A 20,626-nucleotide genomic window follows, 5' to 3' on the forward strand; every position below is an offset into this window, starting at 1 on the left:
ACATGGCTAGTATGAGCAGGTTTGCGTTGTGTCCGCCACACGCGCCCGCTTCAATGGCTCATTACTTGAGAACAACAAGAGGGCAGTATCCATGGCGACGTGCGGCGAAGTATTGGTCAAGTTGCTGGAAGCGTATGGGGTTGAGCAGGTGTTTGGCATCCCCGGCGTGCACACCGTCGAGTTGTATCGCGGGCTGGCCAGTTCGCCGATCAACCACGTCACTCCGCGTCATGAGCAGGGCGCAGGCTTTATGGCCGACGGCTATGCGCGCACCAGCGGCAAGCCGGGAGTGTGTTTCATCATCACCGGGCCGGGCATGACCAACATCACCACGGCGATGGGCCAGGCCTACGCCGACTCGATCCCGATGCTGGTGATTTCCAGCGTGCAATCGCGCAGCCAGTTGGGTGGCGGGCGCGGCAAGTTGCATGAATTGCCGAACCAAAGCGCGTTGGTGGCAGGCGTTGCCGCGTTTTCCCACACCTTGATGTCGGCAGCCGAGTTGCCGGGCGTGCTGGCCCGTGCCTTTGCGTTGTTTCAGGCCGGTCGTCCCCGCCCGGTGCACATTGAGATCCCGCTCGACGTGCTGGTAGAAAATGCCGACGCCTTGCTGTCCAGCCAACCCGTCAGCATCGCGCGCCCTGGGGCGGCCCCGGCGGCAGTGGAACAGATGAGCCAGCGCCTGATCGAAGCCAAACGCCCGCTGATTCTGGCCGGTGGCGGGGCGATCGACGCCGCACCCGCGCTGCTGCAATTGGCTGAGCGGTTGGGTGCGCCGGTGGCGCTGACCATTAACGCCAAGGGCATGTTGCCAGCCTCTCACCCGTTATTGATCGGCTCCACGCAAACGCTGGTGGCCACCCGGGAATTGGTGGCTGAGGCCGACGTGGTGCTGGCGATTGGTACTGAACTGGCCGAAACCGATTACGACGTGACCTTTGCCGGAGGCTTTGAGATCCCCGGTGCTTTGTTGCGCATTGATATCGACCCGGATCAAACCGTGCGCAATTACCCGCCAGCACTGGCCTTGGTGGCCGATGCGCAACTGGCTGCCGAAGCCTTGCTGGGGCATATCAGCACGCAAACATTGCCCGAGCGCGAGGCGGATTGGGGGGCAGCGCGGGCTAAACGTTTGAACACTGAATTGGCGGCTGTCTGGGATGAGCCTACCCGTGCCCAAACGCACTTTTTGCAAACCGTATTTGATGTACTGCCCAATGCCGTGTGCGTGGGTGATTCGACCCAGCCGGTGTACACCGGCAACCTCACGTTCAACCCCGACCAGCCTCGGCGCTGGTTTAACTCATCCACCGGTTACGGCACCCTCGGCTATGCCTTGCCAGCCGCCATCGGCGCCTGGCTGGGGCGCACGGCCAACGGCCAACAGCCAGGCCCGGTGGTCTGCCTGATCGGTGATGGCGGTTTGCAGTTCACCTTGCCAGAACTGGCCAGCGCCGTTGAAGCGCGCACGCCAATCATCGTTTTGTTGTGGAACAACCAGGGCTATGGCGAGATTAAAAAGTACATGCTCAACCGCGACATCGAACCAGTGGGCGTCGACATCTACACCCCGGACCTGGTCGGCGCCGCCAAAGCGTTGGGTTGCACGGCACTGGCGGTTGAGGGCGAGGCGCAATTGCGCGCCGCGCTGGTCAGCGCCGCTGAGCGCCAAGGGCCGACCGTGATTGAAATCGACGAGCAGCTCTGGCAGCAGGCGTTGGCCTTATAAGCTTCTGCGCAGGCGCGCCAGATCCCGTGCGGGCGGCGCGCCGAACTGGCGGCTGTATTCGCGGCTGAATTGCGAAGCGCTTTCATAGCCCACGCGATACCCGGCCGCCGAGGCGTCCAGCCCTTCACTGAGCATCAGCCGCCGCGCTTCGTTGAGGCGCAGCTGCTTTTGATACTGCAACGGGCTCATGGCGGTCATCGCCTTGAAGCGGTGGTGCAGCGTAGACACGCTCAAATTGGCCTCACGGGCCAGGCTGTCGATGCGCAACGGTTGCTCGAAATGGTCATTGAGCCAGGAAATTGCACGGCTGACGCGGTGGGTCTGGCTGTTCTCGCTGGCAATTTCGTACAAACGGTAGCCCTGCGGGCTGCGCAGCAATCGGTACAAAATCTCACGTCGAATCAGGGGCGCCAGCATGGCGATGTCTTTCGGCGTGTCGAGCAGCCGCGTCAGGCGCAGCAGGGCATCGAGCATCGGCGGGTCGAGGGGTTCCACGTACAGCCCGCACCCGGCGGGGCGTGAGGGCACACCCATGGGGCCCGCTTCGCTGAGCAAGGTAGTGATTTCTACCGGGTCAATGTCCAGGCGCAAGGCCAAAATGGGTTTTTCGGCCGAGACTTCCAGCACGCGGCCACTGATGGGCATCGACACCGACACCACCAGGTAATTGAGCGGGTCGTAGGCGAAGTACTCGTCCCCCAGACGCACCTCTTTATTGCCCTGAGCCATCACGCACAGTGCAGGTTTTGGCAGGCTGGGTGAAAAGTCGCTGGGCAGGCTGTAACGCGACACGAACAGCGCCTTGATGCGGGTCTCAAACGAGCCGTCCTGCTGGGTGTGCCGGGTTATCAGGTCGGCCAGTTCCACGCGCTGTTTTTCAAGCGCGCTGTCGAGCGCAGGTCGCGGTGTTTCTGGCACAGACATGGGAGGCATCCTCGATCAAGCAGTTGAAGGCCCACAGCTTAAGTTTGTGCAAGGCGCAGGGGTAGCCAATTTCTGCTGCAGACTTGCCTGATCCTGCCAGCGCTGACGGATAGAGGCTGATTTGGCCCGCTACAGCGCGGACCTGTTGCTCGAAATTCCGATCGGCGGCCCGGCGCGCGTAAGTACACAGTGGGGCAGGGTAAGCGGTGGTTTTGCAGAATCGTGCAAGTCTGGGGCAGGAATCGACTAACGGCGCTTGAGCACCGGCCCTTAAGCTTTGAACCTTCCCCTCACGCCACTTTCCTTTGTGGAGGCCTCCATGCCCCAGTCCTATGCCGTCAGTCACATGACTCTGGTCCGCGCGCGCGCAGGGTGTTCGGCCCAGGTTCATGCGTGCTTGAAACAACTGATCGAACCGACGCTGAAAACCCCGGGTTGCCTGCACTTTGCCTTGCAGCACTGTGACAGTGACCCGTTGTTGTGGCATGTCGCGGGCTATTGGCAAGATCAATGTGCAATGCAGGCGTACTTCAACTCACCGTTGATGGACGTGTTCAGCACGTTGCTCAACCAGAACGTGGTCGACAGCCTGGATTTTCAGACCTTCAACGAACAGGCCTCGGCGCAGATGCGCAAGCGCGCCAGTTAAACGGGTAGAATGGCGCTTTTTTCACTGGCCGGAATGTGAAACATGGCGCGTAAAGAGTTCAAGCATTTTGAAGCGGTATCAGCGGTTGTCCCGGTTGAACTGGGGGTTGCGGGTGCCTACCGCGTGGCCATTGCCGTCAAGGCCTTGTACGAAGGTGGGGCACCGCGCTTTCACACGCTGTTGACCGATCAGGTATTCAAGACCGCCACGGCCGCAGATGCCGCCGCAGAGCAGCAACTTGAACACCTCAAAGACGTCACCGAAGACGGCGAGCTGGTCTGGTAATTATTTAGGGCGGTGCATTCTGAACAAGGCTTCAGGGCCCAGCTGGAAATAATCCGCCGGGCCGCCGCCACGCAAAATAGGCTCAGCGGCCGCTGTGTCGTAAATGCCGTCCTTGAGCAAATGCTTGGCGATGTGCACCGCCACCACTTCACCCAGAATCAACCAGCTCGGCACCAGCTCTTTATCGGCCCGTTGCAGCTGAATGATCTGTGTCACCTTGCATTCAAACGACACGGGCGTTTCAGCCACCCGGGGCACGCTCACCACGCGTGAGGCCACGGTCGTCAACCCTGCCAATGCAAACTCATCGACCTCTGGCCCGACCGGCGCGCAGCTTTGGTTCATCGCTTCGGCCAAAGGGCGCGTGGCCAGGTTCCAGACGAACTCACCGGTTTGCTCAATGTTATTGAGGCTGTCTTTGCGGCCCACGCTGCAAAAACCAATGATCGGCGGGATGTAATTGAAGGCGTTAAAAAAGCTGTACGGCGCCAGGTTCAACTGACCTTGAGCGTCTTGCGACGAAATCCAGCCAATCGGGCGCGGCCCGACAATGGCGTTGAACGGATCATGGGGCAATCCATGGCCCTTGGATGGTTCGTAGAAATGAATATCGTCATGCATGGCAGGCATCCGCAAACAGCTGAGATAGAGGGCGCATAGTCTGCTAGCCATTTGCCCCGAAGACAATCGCAAGCCCCAAAAATGACTAAGCCCGGCCGAAGCCGGGCTGTGGGGTCACCCGCAGGTGTTAGCTGAAGCGGGCACCTTGGGTGCGATCGTAACCGTCTTCGGCAAAGGTCGCTGAGCGAGTGTTGTCAAAGCCGTCTTCTGCCAGGGTGGCCGAGTGAGTGCGGTCGTAGCCGTCTTCAGCAAAGCTCGAAGAGTGGGTGCGGTCGTAACCGTCGGCAGCAAAGGTGGCAGAGCGGGTGCTGCTGTAGCCATCTTCAGCAAAAGTTGCCGACTGAGTACGGTCAAAGCCATCAGCGGCGAAGGTGTTGAAAGCCAGAACCGAGAGGGCAGCGGCGAGGATAAATTGGGTTTTCATGATAGTGCTCCTTGTTGCAGTAATCGGGTTGGTGTCGCTATGGGTTTAAGACTACGCCGATTAATTTGATTAAAAAGCGCAAAAAATTGCCTTAAGTAATCAGTTAATTCGATGTATAGCGCCACGCGAAAACAAGGTAGAGGGCTGCTCTACATTCCGTTCAGGCGTTATGCCGGGCAGTGGTCTTTGAGGTTTCGCTGAGATTGATAGTGGGCTAACAAAATTAACTGACTATTAATTCAAGAAAATCGAATCAGCGGTGTTGCGGGGGAGGGGGAAGGGAGGCAATCCAGGCCTTGCAAGAACCCGTCATAGGGCTCCTGCAGGCCAGGACATCACGCTAAGGCAAGGCTTAGTCGGTGGTGATGCGCGAGTGAGTGCGCGTGTCTTTCATGGTCGCGTACACCAGCAGCGAGCAGGCGATGCACGCTGTCACGTACCAGTAGTAGCCGGTTTCCATGCCTGCGCTCTTGAACCACAGCGCGATGTATTCAGCGGTACCGCCGAAGATCGACACCGTCAGGGCGTAAGGCAGGCCAACACCCAGAGCGCGGATTTCAGTCGGGAACAACTCGGCCTTGACCACGGCGTTGATCGAGGTGTAACCGCTGACGATGATCAAGGCAGCCATGATCAGGAAGAACGCGCCCCACCAGGTGGTGATGGTGTGCAGGGTGGTCAGGATCGGCACCGTGAACAGGGTACCCAGCACGCCGAAGGCAATCAGGATCGGGCGACGGCCGATCTTGTCAGACAGCCCGCCCACCAGCGGCTGAATGCACATGAACAAGAACAGCGTGGCGGCGGAAATCGTGGTGGAGTCCGAGATGCTCATCCCGACCGTGTTCACCAGGTATTTCTGCATGTACGTGGTGTAGGTGTAAAACGCCAGCGTCCCGCCCATGGTCAGGCCGACGACGGTCATCAGCTCTTTGGGGTGACGCATCAGCGTGCGCATGGCGCTTTCTTTTTTCTCGACCTTGACCTTCTTGAACGACTCGGTCTCTTGCATGCCGCGACGCAACCACAGCGCGACCACGGCGCACAGGGCACCGATCACAAACGGAATACGCCAGCCCCAGCTGTACAGCTGCTCTTCAGTCAGGGTTTGTTGCAGGATGATCAACACGCCCAGCGCGATGAGCTGGCCCGAGATCAGGGTCACGTACTGGAAGCTGGAGAAGAAGCCACGACGCTCTTTGGTGGCCATTTCACTGAGGTAAGTGGCCGAGGTGCCGTATTCGCCACCCACCGACAAACCTTGCAGCAAACGGGCGAACACCAGCAGTACCGGGGCCCAGACGCCAATGGTCTCGTAGCCAGGGGACAGGGCGATGACCAGCGAGCCGAAACACATCAGCAAGACCGACGCCATGAGGGCGGCTTTACGGCCTTTACGGTCTGCGTACAGACCCATCAGCCAGCCACCGATAGGGCGCATCAAAAAGCCCACGGCGAAAATCGCGGCGGTGTTGAGCAATTGAGCAGTGGTGTCGCCTTTGGGGAAAAAGGCCTTGGCGAAGTACAGCGAGAACGCGGCGTACACGTACCAGTCGTACCATTCGACCATGTTGCCCACCGAGCCACTGAAAATGGACTTGATGCGGCTGGAGGTGGTTTTGGCTTGGGGTGCTGCAGACGCAGACCCGGCAGGCAGGGTGCTTGAGTTATCCATTGAATGGATCCTTGTTTTCTTGGTTTTGTTATAGCGCGGCAAAACGCGAGCTTGCGGGGGCTATAGCAGAACTTGTGCCAAGGCTTGAATGCCCGGTTTACAAGGGTTTCAAACAAGGAATGAGCGGGAATCCGCTGGTTAGTGGTTATGCGTAAGCGGAAATCCGCCTACAGATCACAAATCTGTAGGAGGGGCCGCCCCGTCTTCGACGCCGCGCTGTCGCGCAGCAAACAGGCCGCCGAGTATCTTCAGCATCCCCCAATCGGTTCCCTCTCCTTCGGGAGAGGGCTAGGGTGAGGGGGCTTTTGACTTGAGTACATATCCGTTGCTGCGGCAACGGCCACTTAGGGTTCCGGCCTTACGCCGCGTCACTTTGCAAAAGCGGCAAAGTAACCAAAACGCTTTTGCCCCTACCCCTCGGTGCCTCGCTTTGGCTCGGCATGCCCTCACCACAGGCCTTGCTCCGTAGGCCCGCCGCGATCGGCCATCCATGGCCGTGTCGCGGCTAACCCGGCGTCCTGCCGGGTTACCCACTGCGCAAAACCTGCGTTCGGCCAGCGTGGTTTAATGGGGCCTTTTAGATCAAGATCAAAAGCAAGATCTAGATCAAAAGATCGCGAGCAAGCTCGCTCCTACAAATGAATTGTTTTATTCAGCATTTAAAAACGCTTCGCGCACCAAGCCATGGCGCTGCATCTTTTCATTCAGGGTGCGACGGGGCAGTTGCAGTTCGTTGAGCACGGCCTTGATATCGCCTTTGTGGCGCGTCAACGCCGCCCGCAAGCATTGCGCTTCAAAGGCTTCTTGCTGCGCGACCAGCGATTGGCTTGCGTCAATGTCATCGAACTGCGGCTCGCCCAGCCCCAGCACGTGGCGCTCGGCGGTGTTCGCCAGTTCGCGCACATTGCCCGGCCAGTGGTGGCTGAGCAAGTGCGCCAGATGCGGCCCGGTCACGGGCGGGGCGCTGCGCCCCAGCCGTTCTGCGGCCTGGCGGGCGAACGCCTCATACAACAGGGCAATGTCTTCGCGGCGATCCCGCAACGGCGCCAGGCGCAGTTCGGCCACGGTCAGGCGGTACGCCAGGTCTTCACGAAAACGCCCGGCCCGCGCTTCGTCGAGCAAGTCCGGTTTGGTCGCGGCCACCACGCGCAAATCCACAGGGATGCTCTGGTTGGAGCCCAAACGTTCAAGTTTTTGTTCCTGCAACACCCGCAGCAATTTGGCTTGCTGGGCCAGGGGCATGCTCTCTATCTCATCAAGAAACAACGTGCCGCCGTCGGAGTATTCCAGCTTGCCGATACGTTTGCCCTGGGCGCCGGTGAAGGCACCGTTTTCATGGCCAAACAGCTCGGCCTCAAACAGTTGCTCAGGGATGGCCGCACAGTTCAGCGCCACAAAGGGTTTGTCTGCACGCGGGCCAAAGTCATGCAGGCAGCGGGCGACCAGTTCTTTGCCGCTGCCGGTTTCGCCACGGATCAGCACGTTGACCGGCAATGGCGCCAAATCAATGATTTGTCGGCGCAAGGTCTGCACGCTGCGTGACACGCCGAGCAAGCGCCCGTCAATCTGTTCACGCAGGTCGGCCTGTTCATGCAGGCGGCGGTTTTCCAGCACCAGTTGGCGCTTTTCCAGGGCCCGGCGCAGGCTGCTGAGCAGGGCTTCGGGGCTGAAGGGTTTTTCCAGAAAGTCGTAGGCGCCATCGCGCATGGCTTCGACGGCCATCGGCACGTCGCCATGCCCGGTCAGCAGAATCACCGGCAGGTCCGGGTCCAGTTGCTGCAACTGGCTGAGCAGGGCGAGGCCACCCATGCCCGGCATGCGCACATCACTGACCACCACCCCGGCAAAATGCGGCGGCAGTTGGCGCAGGCAGTCTTCGGCGCAACTGAACAGCTGCACCGCAAACCCGCTCAGGCTTAGCCATTGCTCCACGGCACTGCGAATACTGGCCTCATCATCGACCACGATCACTGAATTGAGCATGCTTCAAGAGTCCTGTGCGATCGGCAGCGTCAGCGTAAACAGCGCGCCCTCGCCCTGGTTGCTGGCGGTCAGGCGGCCGCCGAGTTCGTGAACGATGGCGTAAGACACCGCCAGCCCGAGCCCCAGTCCGTCGCCCACCGGCTTGGTGGTGAAAAACGGATCGAAGATTTTACCCAAATGCTCCTCGCGAATCCCGCCGCCACTGTCGCTGACGGTCAAGTGCCAGACTTGTTGATCGGCCTCGATACGGATTTGCAAACGTTTGTTCGGTGCATCGCGCAGGGCATCCAGTGCATTGCGCAGCACGTTGATCAGCACTTGCTCCAGGCGAATCGCGTCACCACGTACCCAGGCCGGGCGCGTGAGGTCCGCGTGCAGGTCAATGGCTTGCTCCTGCAAACGCGGCTCCAGCAGGTGCAAGGCATGGTCGACGACGGTCGCCAGATCAAGCTTTTCACGCAGGCCGCTGGGGCTTTGCCGGGCGTAGGTCTTAAGGTGCCCGGTGAGCGCGGCCATGCGCGTGAGCATGTTGTCCAGTGGCGCCAGGGCCTGGTAAGCCTCGTCGATGCGGCCATGATCGAGCAACAGGCGCAAGGTCGCCAACTGCATGCGCTGGGCAGTGAGCGGCTGGTTGATTTCATGGGCGAGCGCGGCAGACATCTGCCCCAGCGCCGCGAGCTTGGCCGATTGCACCAGGCCGTCCTGGGCGGTGCGCAAGTCGCGGGTGCGGTCTTCGACCAGTTGCTCAAGCTCGGCACGGTTGCGCTGGCGTAACCGCGACAGGCGCCAGCGCTGCAGCAAAAACAGCCCCAAAAACACCACAGTCAGCCACAGGCCAACCCCGGCGAGGGCGGCATTGCGGCGGTCTTCGGCCGAGATGTCCGGTCGCCGCAGTAAATGCAGGGTCCAGCCTTCGGCGCTGAGCGCCAGCGACTCCCACAGATAGTCTTGCGAGCCGTCCGGGCCATCGGTGCGGGTCAGGAAGCTGTTGTCGTCAAAGCTGCGCAAGGTGCGGGTGTTCAGCGGCGTCAGCGGCTGTTTGTGGTACTGGCGGGTGACGGTGATTTCGCTGCGGTCCTGATCAGACAACGGCCGCAAATGACGATAGCGCCAGCCCGGCTGGTTGGCGATAAAGACAATGCCCTTGGCATCGCTCACCAGCAAAATGTCGTTGCCATGGCTCCATTCGCGCTCCAGCTCCGGGAACTCCAGCTTGACCACCATCGCGCCCAAAAACTTACCCTGGGCATCGTGAATGGCGCTGGATAAAAAGTAACCGGGGATGCCGCTGGTCACGCCCACGGCATAAAAACTGCCGGTACCTTCGACCAGGGTTTGCTTGAAATAGGGGCGGAACGCGTAATTGTGGCCAACATAACTGTTGGCGGTGTTCCAGTTGCTGGCCGCCACGGCCAGCCCGGTATGGTCCATGAGCTCAAGAGTCGAGGACTTCGCCGCGCCGTTGATGCGCTCCAGCTTGCGGTTGAGTGCGCATTGCAGCTCGGGCGTCATCGGGCCACTCAAGGCCGTGATCAATTCGGTGTCCAGCGCCAGCACAGCGGGCAGGGCGCGGTAGCGTTCAATCAAGGTATGCAAAGAATTGGCATACAGGTTTAACTGCTCGGGCCCGCGCCTGGCGCTTTCTTCCAGCGCATGGCGCTCGGCCTGATGCATCGCCCAGCCGCCAGCCAGAGCGGCGCCGATCACAATCAGCAGGGTATACAGGGCCAGACGCAGGTGGCGAGCAGTCGCAGGCATAAGGGGCAGGGGCATGAATGGGGGGCGCAAACCATAGCATGGCGGCGGTTCGGGCTCATACCTTGCCTCACTCAACCGTGAAGCCTATAGTCCCCCGGTCGCCCACATGGCGACCGGGTTTGGCGACTCGTAGAACTATGTGCGAAGGCTCTGGGCTATTTGCAGGTGTTTTCGTACGCGCACAATCTGTTATGGCAGCTGTGCGTGGGAGACCTTCGGGTCTGCCGGTTCAGTAGTTCTCGGTTCGCCAACCTGCGTACAGCTGCCACCTATCGTTTGGCGACGATGAGGTGGTGGTCTCTTAGCGAACTACTGAGGCTACATCCTATGAGCACTACTATTCCCATGACCGCCATCGACTGCTTGATCCCGTGCATGTTGATCGACACCCAAACCCCGCCCGATGTGATTCACGCCAACGCCGCCGCGCGAATTTTGGCTGTTACGCACTTGCTTGAAAGCGTGAGCCGCCTTGAGGGCTTTAACGCGGACAGCGTCGACCTTAAACACATCACTGAGGCTGCGGCGCTGTTGTTGCGCGATGGCTGCGATTTGATGGACGCACTGGGGCGCCGCTTGCAGGCGCAATGATCCCCGAACCCACGTATTGATCGTGGTAACAGGCTGCGACTTTTGACGCTCACGCAGGTTCAAAAGATCGCAGCCGTGGGCCGTTATCTATGTAGTGCATGTCCCGAAGGTGGGGTTGCTACGTTGGCGCATTCCTCCAACGGAGTCATATCCATGACCAGTCGATCACCCGCGGTTCGCCAACGCGCACCGTTGCTTTTGTCCAGTACCCAGTGGGCGCAGAAAGAAGCCCTTGCTTATGTGTCGGCCATTTATGAAGAGCAATTCGCTTCACTGACGCTCGAACAGAAAAAGCGCTACCCCGAACTGTTCAAGCGCTGCGAACAGTCGCTAAAGAACCTGGATCAGGAACTCACGCGCCTAAAAGATACGTTCAAGACCACTCATCTGGCCCAGCTCAAAAGGGAGCTAAAAACACTTCTGGGGGTGGATATCGACCCCGAGAAGGCGCGAATTTACACGCGCTACCGTGAAGAGGTGGAGGAGGACTTTATTGAGTATCTCGCGCGACTGAGGGGCGATAAAAGTGCCACTCAGGCACCCACGTTCAGGCCCATGCCTTCACGTACGCCGCGCGCGCTGGATGAGTCAAAATTTAAAGAGCACCTCAAATCGGTGTCCCTCTGGGATGCCGCGTGCGAGAACTTCAGCTACCGAACCGACTCGTTACTGCTCAAGCCTTTTAGCTATGAACAAGCCAGCTTTATTGACTACAACAGTGACTTGCAGGGGCACCCGGCGGGGCCGTTTATTGCCATTGTGCGCACGCTGGACCTCGGCACTCAGTTGAAGGCCACCCTGGATGCAGCTGTCGGCCCTGGCGGGTCTTTGCACCAACGCGCCGAGGAGGTGGTGCGTAGCTGTTTTGAGTTCGAGTTGCTGGAGGCTTTGCGAACCCCGCGCCAGTCAAAACTGTTTAAAGATGAGCATGACAAGCTGGTCTCGATGTTTAAGGGTGAAACGCCAGCGCACATCTGGCCTGTTTCAATGAGCGTGACCAAGAAGGAACTTAGTCTCAACCCTTTGCAGTTAGCCCGAAGCGCTGACACGTCTCTGTTGTTTGGCGATGAAGACAGCTTCGATTATGTAAAGGATGTCGATATACCTCTGCCGCCGTTTAGCAGTAGCAGGGAAGACGAGATGGACCCCCCGCTGTTTATGATCAAGCTCGAAGGCGAGTGGGGCGTCTACAGCTATTTCCCGCAGCGCCTGGGAGGCGCGCTGCGTTGGCACAAAGATGTGCCCGACGCGTTTTCACACTTTCTTAATCAGATCAAATATGACTATCGCAAAGGTCAGTTGGGCTGGTTTACCCAACAGCTGTCGTTGAAAGACTTGGGTTTTTTCAGCAAGTTGCTGAGTAAAGAAGCCAAGCCCAAAGGGCTGACATGGCTGGCGGGTGTTTTGTATGACAGTTTCACGCGTGTTTTCCCCGAGACCGATCTGGACAGCCTGCGCTTGTTTGTTGAAATGAGGCTGTCCGACTCGCCGGGCATTGTGCCCTTCATTACTCATCGTCACCTGCATCGCTACCGCGCTAACTTGAGCCAGTTAGCCACCCGTAAATCTGTACACGACTGGCAAGCGTTCAAAGAAGCGCTGAGTGATATCGCCAATGAGGTGCTCGGTATGCTGACCACACCTGTGCCGGGGGGTGTGCAGGGGCTCAACAAGATCATGCAGGTCGCGGTATTCGGCTCGCTGGCCTACAGCGTTGTGCAGGGGGTGACCCAGGCCGTTAAAGGTGAGTCCACGACCTTTGCCAGTGCGATGGCCGATACCGCAGACCTGCTGATCAATGCCCGCTTGATCGGGGTGGCCAGCCGGGTCCACCGCCAACGCATGAGCACGCTTTGGAATACCCTTGGCCGGCCACGCAAGGTCACCCGTGCAGACGGTACGGCCGAGCTGTGGAGCCCGCAGTTAACGGCTTACCCGCACCTAGCCGCGCTCGATAACCTGACACCCAACAGCGAAGGGCTGTATGAGCGTGATGGCAAGGTCTACGCCAAGGTGCAGGAGGGCGACCAAACGGTGGCGGTCGAAGTCACTTACGACCCGAAGGCCCATCATTACGCGTTGAAAGCAGACAACGCACAAGACTTCACGCCTGCCGTGAAATACGACCCCGTGCACCAGGTGTGGCACCTGGCGCTGGACGATGTTCAAGCGCTGGGCGACGCACAGCTGTTGCAGCGCATGTTGCCCGGTAACACGCCTGACGCGGCTCAAGGGCAGATTGAGCGGCTGCTGGACATTACCGGCACCCCCCGCGAGCAGTTGCTCAACGTCTGGCAAGGCGAGCTGGTCTCTGGCCCTTTGGCCGATGGCGTTCGCCGTTTGCACGCGGACCAGTTGATCGACAGGATCATCAACGAGCTGCCGTTGCGCGGGGAAATGCCGACCAATGCGGACAGCGTCGTGCTGGCCCTGTTGACCCAGTTGCCTGACTGGCCGGCCGATACCGTGCTCGATGTGTTCAACCAGCAGGGCCAGTTGGTCGAGACGTATGGCCAGGACCCGCAGGCCGGAACCTTTCAGAGTCACGTTGAACTCAAGCGTCTGGATCATGGCACGTATGTCGCCAGGCACGATGCCACCCAGGGCAGCGCCCAAGTGGAGCAGATGTTCAGCTTGATTCTTGAACAACTGTCGGCCGAGTCCCCCCTTGGGCGTAATGGCAACCCCGATATCAGCAAAACCGGGCGAATTGCCTCGGTGCGTGAGCAAATCGCTAACCTGGCTCGTGACGACAAAACCTTGCTGTTCCAAGCCCTCACCGTGCTGGAAGGGCACAAGCGCAGTGATCCTGTGGCCAGTTCAGACCCGGCCAAACAGTATTTGCCGTTGATCTGCCCCCCACTGTCGGAGTCGACCACGGCGTTGTTGGCCAAGTTACACGAGCTCAACCCGTCGTTGTCGATTGAGAGCCTGGAGACGTTGCTGGAGGCTCATCCGTTCAATGCCTACGCCGTTAAGCGGGCCTTGGAGCATAATGCCCAGCCTTTGGCGTTTGACTACGCCGCCGAGCGCTTAAAGACAAAACTGCGGACCGATCTGGCGCTGGACACTATTTATCACCGTCGTGCCTTTAACTCTGATGGCGATTTGTGGGTGCGTGAGTTTGCCCGCGGCGTATTGCACGACAAGCTGGGTCGCCAGTTGGTGGTTGTGGAAGCAACCCGCACGCCACAATTACCAGCCCCTATTGCCACTGGGCCAGATGACACCACCGTGGTGCTGACGCACCAGGGGCATGGGGTGTATCAGGCCACTGATTTGCACACTGGCGAGTTGGTAACGTACTCCCAGACCTCTGACAGTTTTTTCTTGGCGCTCAGTCAGTTTTTGAGCCATCAAGAGCGTCAAACACTGGGTGGGGCTGGCGCCAGCATCGACGGTCTGCGCCAGACCTTGGGTGATGCCATGCGTGCCAATCGTCAGGCCAATGGTGAGGTGAACCTGTGGGACACCACCACGGCCCAGTATGAACGCAACATACCGCTGGCGTTTCAACAATCCCCGGGTGAGTTGGGGCTCTATGAGGTCCAGGACAAGGCCTATGTGGCCTTGCACGGCGCGGTTTACCAGGTTGAGTTTGACCGCGTGATTCACCAGTGGCGCATGGTGCATCCCGATAAACCCGGTGTGAATACTCCTATTCTGGAACACAACTACAAGGGCGCCTGGCGTCAGCAAACCGAGCGCCCGCAACAGTGGGACGCGCTTAAGTTATTGCGTCGCTTGCGTGCCCAGCGATCCAGCTTCAGCGATGAGGTGGGGCGCCAGATCATGGCCGTGAGCCACACGGATGAAGGGGTATTGCGCCGGGTGCACATCAATAATCTCGCGCCGCCTCCTTTGCTTATGGACACCTGGAAGCGTTTCAAGATTGAGGATGACATCAATGACTTTGTTAACAACATGCAGGCCCATCACACGCTGTCCAAGGCGAGCGGCGATTTTCAACTGCTGCTGATTCAAAGCCTGCCGGGCTGGCCCCGTAACAAAGTCCTGCAAATAACCGATGCCCAAGGCGCGGTCATGAAGGAGTACGGTGCTGATCTGGACAGCGCCTTGGCGCGTATCCGCATTTCCATTGAAGCCTCGCGCAATGGGCGGTTTCTGCGCACCTTGCTGATGAACCTGAATGAGGCCGACACCCGTGCGTTGTTGGGCGAGTACAACCCGATCATTGAGAACCGGATGCTGGCCCTGGCAAAGAAAATCGCCGCCCACGCGTTAAAGCGTGAAGCCAACCTGTTCAGATCGATCTACGAGAACCAGGAGCACAGTGCAGATCCGCACGTGCAGCTTGTGCAAAAGCAGCACCCGCAATTACCCAAAAGCGTTATCGAACACGTGGTCCTTCATGCCTCACGTCATGAGCGCATCCATTACCTGGATAAAGGGCTGGTGCCTCCACGTGTCACTGAGCAACTGCAATGGACGGCCAAAGAAGTCAGGCTGGCCCGCGCCTACGAGGGCTTGTACCTGAACGCCACGGCGACGCCGGACAGCGAAAAACTCACGCTGCACCTGTTGAAGTCGCTACCGGGGTGGCCGGGTGACGTGAGCATTGAAGTGCGTGACGCCAGTGTCACCGGCAAAGTGCTTGACCGTATTGGCGCCGAAGATGCTCCGGCGACGCGGGTGTTGGTCCTGCGCGATGGCCGTTACCGTGCCTGGTCACGCGAAGGCCAACCGGTTAACCCGGAGTCTGTGAATGGCAATAATTTGTTGTCGTCCATTCTGCATGCGCTGCAACCCACTGAGCGGGCAGCAATGGGTGTCAAGGATGTCAGTGACACGCACAGCCTGAACCAAAAGATTCAGGCGCTGGCTGTCGCACATCGGGCCAATCTACGTGCGCTGTTAGGTCTGGAGCCGCCCGCACCGCCACGTAAACCCCCGATGAATGTTGATCGTGAATTTACGGTTTACCCGTTAACGGTAACGCTGGATAACGCCACTCATCCCTTGTCGCTGATCCGCGAGGCGCGGGATCTGTACCCGAGCATGGATTATGGAGAGACGATCGACTTCCTCGACACGTTAGGCACAACACAAGCCGAACGTGAGGCAGCACTGTTCCTGAGGCGTGGGCAATATCAAATATTGCAAGGCGAACTGAGAGCCTGGGAACAAATCCAGCTGTATCCCTACGGCACGAGCCATATGGGGGTAGCGGCTCCTGGCCACCGAGCGCAGGCGAGGGCGAGGATCGAGAGTGCCTGGCGCCGCGAAAGTGACCTCTCTGTGATGGAGGATACCGGTGACATCGTAGGCTTTGAGCTCGATTTGTCTGGCCTGGATATCGGCGACCTTCCCGCGATAAGCGGAGATTTCAGCCACGTTGGCGCATTGCAGATGGAGGGGATGAACTTGCGCAGTGGTTCGAATGAGTTTCTCGCCAGTTTTACCCAGTTACGCCTGTTGGACATGTCCAATAATCGTATTGAGCATGTGCCTGCCGCGATTGCTGAAATGTCTCTGCTGGTGTCACTTGAGCTGATAGACAACCGCATCACCCTCACGCCAGAAACGGCGCAGCAACTGGCGAGTCTTTCGAACCTGCGGGCACTGAGCTTGAGTGGCAACCCTCTGGGTATCAGCCCGGACGTCAGTCAGATGCTTGATTTGCACAGTCTGGACCTGAGCAATACGGGTATTAGCCAGTGGCCCAATGGTTTATGGGCGCTGCCTCATATCGAGTGGGCGAACCTGAGAGACAATGTAATGACGACCATCCCTGACGCTGTGTTTGAGCCGCAATGGACGGTTGGGGCAAACCGGGCAACCTCCATTTCCGGGAATCCGCTGGATGCTCCAACGCGTGATCGTCTTATTGCTTATTGGGCCCAGGGCCACAGTGATTTTGGCTACGGGCCGACGATTGCGCATAGCTTTAATCAGCTTTCCCTTAACACTCAATTACAGACGGCGGCGAATGATGTTTCGCCGTGGTTGCCAAGTGACGCCAGCCCGGCTCAAGCGGCAGCCAGAACGCAGCAATGGCAATTGCTGCAAGGCGCGGGAGACAACGTCAACGACTTTTTCCAGACCCTTGCGTTGTTCGCACATGACCGCCGCAAAATGAGTGAGCAGGTATGGGGGCATCTGACAAACCGTGTATGGACACTGATTGATCAAATGCTGGCCAATACCGCGCTGCGCGAAACCTTGTTGAACAGGATTTTTCGTGAAGAGCGAAGCTGTGGGGATGGGGCCATGGTGCTTCTGGAAAACATGGAAGTTGAAGTGCTGGTTCATGAAGCGCTAAACCGTGCGGGCGATGCACAGCGCGAAGCAGAGTTGTTCAACCTGGCCAAGCGCTTGTTCCGGTTAAGGCAAGTTGACCTGCTGTCAGAAGCCGAAGTGGCCAGGCGGGTGGCGGCGGGGGGCAATCCTGATGCCGCGGAAGTGATCCTGTTCTACCGTGTTGAGTTGGCGCAGTCCCTTGATTTACCGACCCAAGCAAGGACGATGCTGTATGCGCCGACTGCAGGTGTCAGCTCTGGGCAAATTGCAGCAGCACGCGCGAGTATTTTAGCGCTGGATGGCAGCCCGGCGTTTATGCACGCCATCACGCATGAAAAATTTTGGCGAACTTTTCTGCTGAACAACTATGCCGATCGTTTTGCAACCATAGAGGCCGACTATCAGCGCGACTACACCGAGCTTTCCGAAGAAAGCGGTCTGTCCGATGAGGCGCAGTTGCAAAGGGGGGGGGAGCTGACGCTGGCCAGAGATCAGCAGGTGAACCTGCTGGTTGAGGAACTGACGCTAAACGTCTACAACGCAGCGACCTGATCACCGTGCAGCGCTGGCTTTAATCGCGACGGCGCTCAATAGTTGCTCATCCATCAAGGCAAATTGCCCTTCAAGCTCTTTGCCTTGATGCCACTCTTCAGACAAGTCCGTGAGCAGGCGCACGCGCACTTGGCCGTCTTTTGACCAGCTCAGCACTTCGGCGTGCTCAAAGTAAAAGCGCTTGTGCACCAGCGGGTACAAGGCCTTGAACAGGCTTTCTTTGATCGAAAACGTCAGCGTGACGACCAGTGCCTGGTCCTCAACCGGGCCTGCGGCCATGCGTTGCAGCTCATCCGGCGTGAGAATTTCTTTGGCCAAACGCTGAGCGCGATCAAGGCTGAGCCTGTTTTCGAGGTCGATGCCCAACCCCAGCCAGTCACTTTTCAACGCCACCAGTGCCGCCGCACGGCCCTGGCTGTGGGTGATGGCGCCACTGATGTGCCGGGGCCACACGGGGGCGCGGTCTTCACCGATAGCCGGTGTTGCCCGGGTGCCGTCCAGGTGCAGCACCGCATCGCGGGCACACAGGCGGCCGGCCAGAAATTCGGCTTGGCGTTTTGCCACTGATCGTTGAATACTCGCAGGCAGGTGCAGGCCGCTGCGGGTAAAGTCGTCCGGGGTCAGTTGCGCCGGGTCGAACGCGGTGTTGCGCCATACGCTACCGGGCAGCGCAATGGGCAAGGGCCAGTCGCAACCAAGCGGCGTGCAACAGGCTGGCAAGTCTGAAGATCTATTCATGGCGTGCATTCTGCTGGCCTTGTGCTGGCGGTGCAATTGTTCAGAGTGTGTTCAGGGCCTACGCCTTATTCTGTAAAGGCTAGGCTGGTAAATGTATAGGTGGTGGACTCACGTCCTTAGTGACGCGACAGGCTTGGGAGAGCGCGATGAAATTGCTGGTGGTTGAAGATGAGGCGCTGTTGCGCCATCACTTGCAAACCCGTCTGACTGAAAGCGGCCATGTGGTCGAGGCGGTGGCCAATGCCGATGAGGCGTTGTACCAGACCGAGCAGTTCAATCACGATCTGGCGATGATTGATTTGGGTTTGCCGGGCATGGGCGGGCTGGAATTGATTCGTCAGTTGCGGGCGCGGGGCAAGACTTTCCCGATCCTGATCCTCACCGCGCGGGGTAACTGGCAAGACAAAGTCGAAGGGCTGGCGGCCGGTGCCGACGATTACGTGGTCAAGCCGTTCCAGTTCGAAGAGCTGGAAGCCCGTCTCAATGCGCTGTTGCGTCGTTCCAGCGGTTTCACCCAGTCGACCATCGTCGCGGGTGGGCTGGTGCTCGACATCAATCGCAAACAAGCGGTGCTGGACGACAAACCTCTGCCTCTGACCGCCTACGAATACCGGATTCTGGAATACCTGATGCGCCATCATCAGCAAGTGGTGGCCAAGGACCGACTGATGGAACAGCTGTACCCGGATGACGAGGAACGTGATCCGAATGTGATCGAGGTGCTGGTCGGGCGCCTGCGTCGCAAGCTTGAGGGGGAAAGCGGCTTTAAGCCAATCGACACGGTACGCGGCTTGGGGTACCTGTTTACTGAGCGCTGTCGTTGATTCGTTCACTTCGCGTTCGGTTGATGCTGGCGGCCACCTTGTTGGCCGTCCTTTTTATGCTCGCATTGCTGCCGGCCATGCAAGGCGCGTTTAGCCTTGCCCTCAAAGATGCCATCGAGCAGCGCCTGGCCTCGGATGTCACGACGTTGATTTCGGCGGCGAAGGTTGAGAAAAACCACCTCAAAATGCCGACCTTGCTGCCGGATGAGGAACTCAACCTGCCGGACAGCCGCTTGCTGGGCTACATCTATGACCGCGACGGTCGCCTGGTGTGGCGTTCGCGGGCCACGCAAGAAGAAAACATCAATTACAAGCCCCGTTACGACGGGCGCGGTAATGAGTTTGCAAGCATCCGGGAAGACAGCGGTCAGGAATTTTTTGTCTACGACGTTGAGGTGAAATCGCTGGGGGGACGAACGGCGGCGTTCAGTTTTGTGGCGTTGCAACCCATGCGTGAATACAACCTGACACTCGCCGGACTGCGCGAAAACCTTTATCTGGGGTTTGGCGCGGCGCTATTTGTCCTGCTGGCGTTGTTGTGGATCGGTCTGACGTGGGGGTTACAGGCATTGCGGCGCTTAAGTCAGGAACTGGATGAAATCGAAACCGGCGAACGCGAGAGCTTGAGCGAACAGCACCCTCGCGAATTGCTGCGTTTAACCGGCTCGCTGAACCGTTTGCTGCAAAGCGAGCGTGAGCAGCGCTCGCGCTACCGCGATTCTCTGGATGACCTGGCCCACAGCCTGAAAACGCCGCTGGCGGTGTTGCAGGGCGTGAGCGAAAGCATGGCGCAACGCCCCACCGAGCGTGAACAGGCCAAAGTGCTGCAAACCCAGATTGAACGCATGAACCAGCAAATCAGCTATCAATTGCAGCGGGCCAGCTTGCGTAAAAGTGGTCTGGTGCGTCACCAGGTTGAACTGCTGCCGGTGGTTGAAAGCCTGTGCAACACGCTGGACAAGGTCTATCGCGACAAGCAGGTCAAGGTCAGCTACGACATTGCCCCGCTCAGCCATGTTCCGATCGAACAGAACGCCTTGTTGGAGTTGCTTGGCAACCTGCTGGAAAACGCCTACCGGCTGTGCCTGCGCCAAGTGCGTGTCAGCCTGCATCGAAATGCCCTGGGCATTGAAGTGTGCGTAGAGGACGACGGGCCGGGCGTGCCCCCCGACCAGCGCGCGCGTATCTTGCAGCGTGGCGAACGGCTGGACCGACAGCATCCGGGGCAGGGCATCGGGTTGGCGGTGGTTAAAGACATCATCGAAAGCTACGACGCCCAACTGACCCTGGACGACTCACCGCTGGGTGGCGCTGCGTTCCGGATTCGCTTCTCGACGGTATAACCCTCGACCGGAGCTCCTACACAAAAAGATCAGGGTAGCTTCGAATTCATCAGGCGGGTATCCGCCATTTCGCCTGCCGAAAACCCGCCAAAGGGCGGAAATCCGCCAAGCATTGTCCTGCAAAGCACATCGCCCTTTTCCTACAAATGCCGGTGCTATGGGCCGTTACAGCGGTTTTGTGAAAAGTGGCCCGTGGCTTGCAAAGAGTGTTGCGAGAGTTGCCGGTAGAGCAGCTTGAAACAACAAATCCCTCCAAGTACAGGAGGGTT

14 protein-coding genes are annotated in these 20,626 nt (G+C 58.8%); 7 read left to right on the forward strand and 7 right to left on the reverse strand.

The genetic code is table 11. The features are described 5' to 3' along the window. Window positions 1-91 precede the first annotated feature (91 nt). Window positions 92-1,729 carry a 5-guanidino-2-oxopentanoate decarboxylase gene (locus ACJJU9_RS05850; RefSeq protein WP_407730957.1) on the forward strand — a complete coding sequence of 546 codons (1,638 nt, stop codon included), beginning with the start codon at window positions 92-94 and terminating at the stop codon, window positions 1,727-1,729. Here the strand turns inward: ACJJU9_RS05850 and ACJJU9_RS05855 are convergent. Next, window positions 1,724-2,653: an AraC family transcriptional regulator gene (locus ACJJU9_RS05855; RefSeq protein WP_048369673.1), complete on the reverse strand. Its 930-nt coding sequence runs from the start codon at window positions 2,651-2,653 to the stop codon at window positions 1,724-1,726. The two genes, ACJJU9_RS05850 and ACJJU9_RS05855, sit on opposite strands and share 6 nt — an antisense overlap. A gap of 319 nt (window positions 2,654-2,972) precedes the next feature. On the opposite strand from ACJJU9_RS05855, the gene ACJJU9_RS05860 reads away from it, so the two are divergent. Continuing rightward, window positions 2,973-3,302 carry a putative quinol monooxygenase gene (locus ACJJU9_RS05860; protein WP_048369675.1) on the forward strand — a complete coding sequence of 110 codons (330 nt, stop codon included), beginning with the start codon at window positions 2,973-2,975 and terminating at the stop codon, window positions 3,300-3,302. Window positions 3,303-3,344: 42 nt separating this feature from the next. Next, on the forward strand, window positions 3,345-3,587 hold the full coding sequence (locus ACJJU9_RS05865) for a hypothetical protein (RefSeq protein WP_407730239.1): 243 nt from the start codon (window positions 3,345-3,347) through the stop codon (window positions 3,585-3,587). On the opposite strand, the gene ACJJU9_RS05870 is transcribed toward ACJJU9_RS05865, so the two are convergent. The 5 genes from ACJJU9_RS05870 to ACJJU9_RS05890 form a co-directional block, all read right to left on the reverse strand. Beyond that, the gene (locus ACJJU9_RS05870; RefSeq protein ID WP_048369679.1) at window positions 3,588-4,208 is read right to left on the reverse strand and encodes a flavin reductase family protein; all 621 of its coding nucleotides are present in this window, start codon (window positions 4,206-4,208) and stop codon (window positions 3,588-3,590) included. 127 nt (window positions 4,209-4,335) lie between these two features. Then, complete coding sequence (locus ACJJU9_RS05875; protein ID WP_048386735.1) at window positions 4,336-4,632, reverse strand: hypothetical protein; 297 nt, start codon at window positions 4,630-4,632, stop codon at window positions 4,336-4,338. A 352-nt stretch (window positions 4,633-4,984) separates the two neighbouring features. Beyond that, window positions 4,985-6,307 carry an MFS transporter gene (locus ACJJU9_RS05880; protein ID WP_048386737.1) on the reverse strand — a complete coding sequence of 441 codons (1,323 nt, stop codon included), beginning with the start codon at window positions 6,305-6,307 and terminating at the stop codon, window positions 4,985-4,987. A gap of 648 nt (window positions 6,308-6,955) precedes the next feature. After that, a complete protein-coding gene (locus tag ACJJU9_RS05885; protein ID WP_407730240.1) occupies window positions 6,956-8,290 on the reverse strand; it encodes a sigma-54-dependent transcriptional regulator in 1,335 nt (444 codons plus the stop codon). Window positions 8,291-8,293: 3 nt separating this feature from the next. Then, window positions 8,294-10,048 (reverse strand): ATP-binding protein, encoded by a 1,755-nt coding sequence (locus tag ACJJU9_RS05890; protein ID WP_407730958.1) that lies wholly within the window; start codon window positions 10,046-10,048, stop codon window positions 8,294-8,296. A 327-nt stretch (window positions 10,049-10,375) separates the two neighbouring features. Here ACJJU9_RS05890 and ACJJU9_RS05895 point away from each other — a divergent pair, with 327 nt between their 5' ends. Continuing rightward, the gene (locus ACJJU9_RS05895) at window positions 10,376-10,639 is read left to right on the forward strand and encodes a hypothetical protein (RefSeq protein ID WP_048369687.1); all 264 of its coding nucleotides are present in this window, start codon (window positions 10,376-10,378) and stop codon (window positions 10,637-10,639) included. Between the two features lie 153 nt (window positions 10,640-10,792). After that, complete coding sequence (locus tag ACJJU9_RS05900; RefSeq protein ID WP_407730241.1) at window positions 10,793-17,452, forward strand: NEL-type E3 ubiquitin ligase domain-containing protein; 6,660 nt, start codon at window positions 10,793-10,795, stop codon at window positions 17,450-17,452. Here ACJJU9_RS05900 and ACJJU9_RS05905 read toward each other — a convergent pair whose 3' ends face one another. Beyond that, window positions 17,453-18,190 (reverse strand): 4'-phosphopantetheinyl transferase, encoded by a 738-nt coding sequence (locus tag ACJJU9_RS05905; RefSeq protein WP_407730242.1) that lies wholly within the window; start codon window positions 18,188-18,190, stop codon window positions 17,453-17,455. A gap of 146 nt (window positions 18,191-18,336) precedes the next feature. Here ACJJU9_RS05905 and ACJJU9_RS05910 point away from each other — a divergent pair, with 146 nt between their 5' ends. Together ACJJU9_RS05910 and ACJJU9_RS05915 are read left to right on the forward strand one after the other, a co-directional pair. Further along, entirely contained in the window at window positions 18,337-19,014 is a 678-nt protein-coding gene (locus ACJJU9_RS05910) for a response regulator (protein ID WP_048369693.1), read from the forward strand. Further along, window positions 19,011-20,357 (forward strand): ATP-binding protein, encoded by a 1,347-nt coding sequence (locus tag ACJJU9_RS05915; RefSeq protein ID WP_048386747.1) that lies wholly within the window; start codon window positions 19,011-19,013, stop codon window positions 20,355-20,357. Before ACJJU9_RS05910 ends, ACJJU9_RS05915 begins: the two co-directional genes overlap by 4 nt. Window positions 20,358-20,626: the final 269 nt, after the last annotated feature.

Origin of the sequence: Pseudomonas helleri, assembly GCF_045830615.1 — a bacterium.
Lineage (GTDB): Bacteria > Pseudomonadota > Gammaproteobacteria > Pseudomonadales > Pseudomonadaceae > Aquipseudomonas > Aquipseudomonas helleri.

Bases quoted from the DNA above. Each gene is read 5' to 3' on its own strand.
- ACJJU9_RS05850 (WP_407730957.1), top strand. From the start codon at position 92: ATGGCGACGTGCGGCGAAGTATTGGTCAAGTTGCTGGAAGCGTATGGG.
- ACJJU9_RS05855 (WP_048369673.1), bottom strand. From the start codon at position 2,653: ATGTCTGTGCCAGAAACACCGCGACCTGCGCTCGACAGCGCGCTTGAA.
- ACJJU9_RS05860 (WP_048369675.1), top strand. From the start codon at position 2,973: ATGCCCCAGTCCTATGCCGTCAGTCACATGACTCTGGTCCGCGCGCGC.
- ACJJU9_RS05865 (WP_407730239.1), top strand. From the start codon at position 3,345: ATGGCGCGTAAAGAGTTCAAGCATTTTGAAGCGGTATCAGCGGTTGTC.
- ACJJU9_RS05870 (WP_048369679.1), bottom strand. From the start codon at position 4,208: ATGCATGACGATATTCATTTCTACGAACCATCCAAGGGCCATGGATTG.
- ACJJU9_RS05875 (WP_048386735.1), bottom strand. From the start codon at position 4,632: ATGAAAACCCAATTTATCCTCGCCGCTGCCCTCTCGGTTCTGGCTTTC.
- ACJJU9_RS05880 (WP_048386737.1), bottom strand. From the start codon at position 6,307: ATGGATAACTCAAGCACCCTGCCTGCCGGGTCTGCGTCTGCAGCACCC.
- ACJJU9_RS05885 (WP_407730240.1), bottom strand. From the start codon at position 8,290: ATGCTCAATTCAGTGATCGTGGTCGATGATGAGGCCAGTATTCGCAGT.
- ACJJU9_RS05890 (WP_407730958.1), bottom strand. From the start codon at position 10,048: ATGCCTGCGACTGCTCGCCACCTGCGTCTGGCCCTGTATACCCTGCTG.
- ACJJU9_RS05895 (WP_048369687.1), top strand. From the start codon at position 10,376: ATGAGCACTACTATTCCCATGACCGCCATCGACTGCTTGATCCCGTGC.
- ACJJU9_RS05900 (WP_407730241.1), top strand. From the start codon at position 10,793: ATGACCAGTCGATCACCCGCGGTTCGCCAACGCGCACCGTTGCTTTTG.
- ACJJU9_RS05905 (WP_407730242.1), bottom strand. From the start codon at position 18,190: ATGAATAGATCTTCAGACTTGCCAGCCTGTTGCACGCCGCTTGGTTGC.
- ACJJU9_RS05910 (WP_048369693.1), top strand. From the start codon at position 18,337: ATGAAATTGCTGGTGGTTGAAGATGAGGCGCTGTTGCGCCATCACTTG.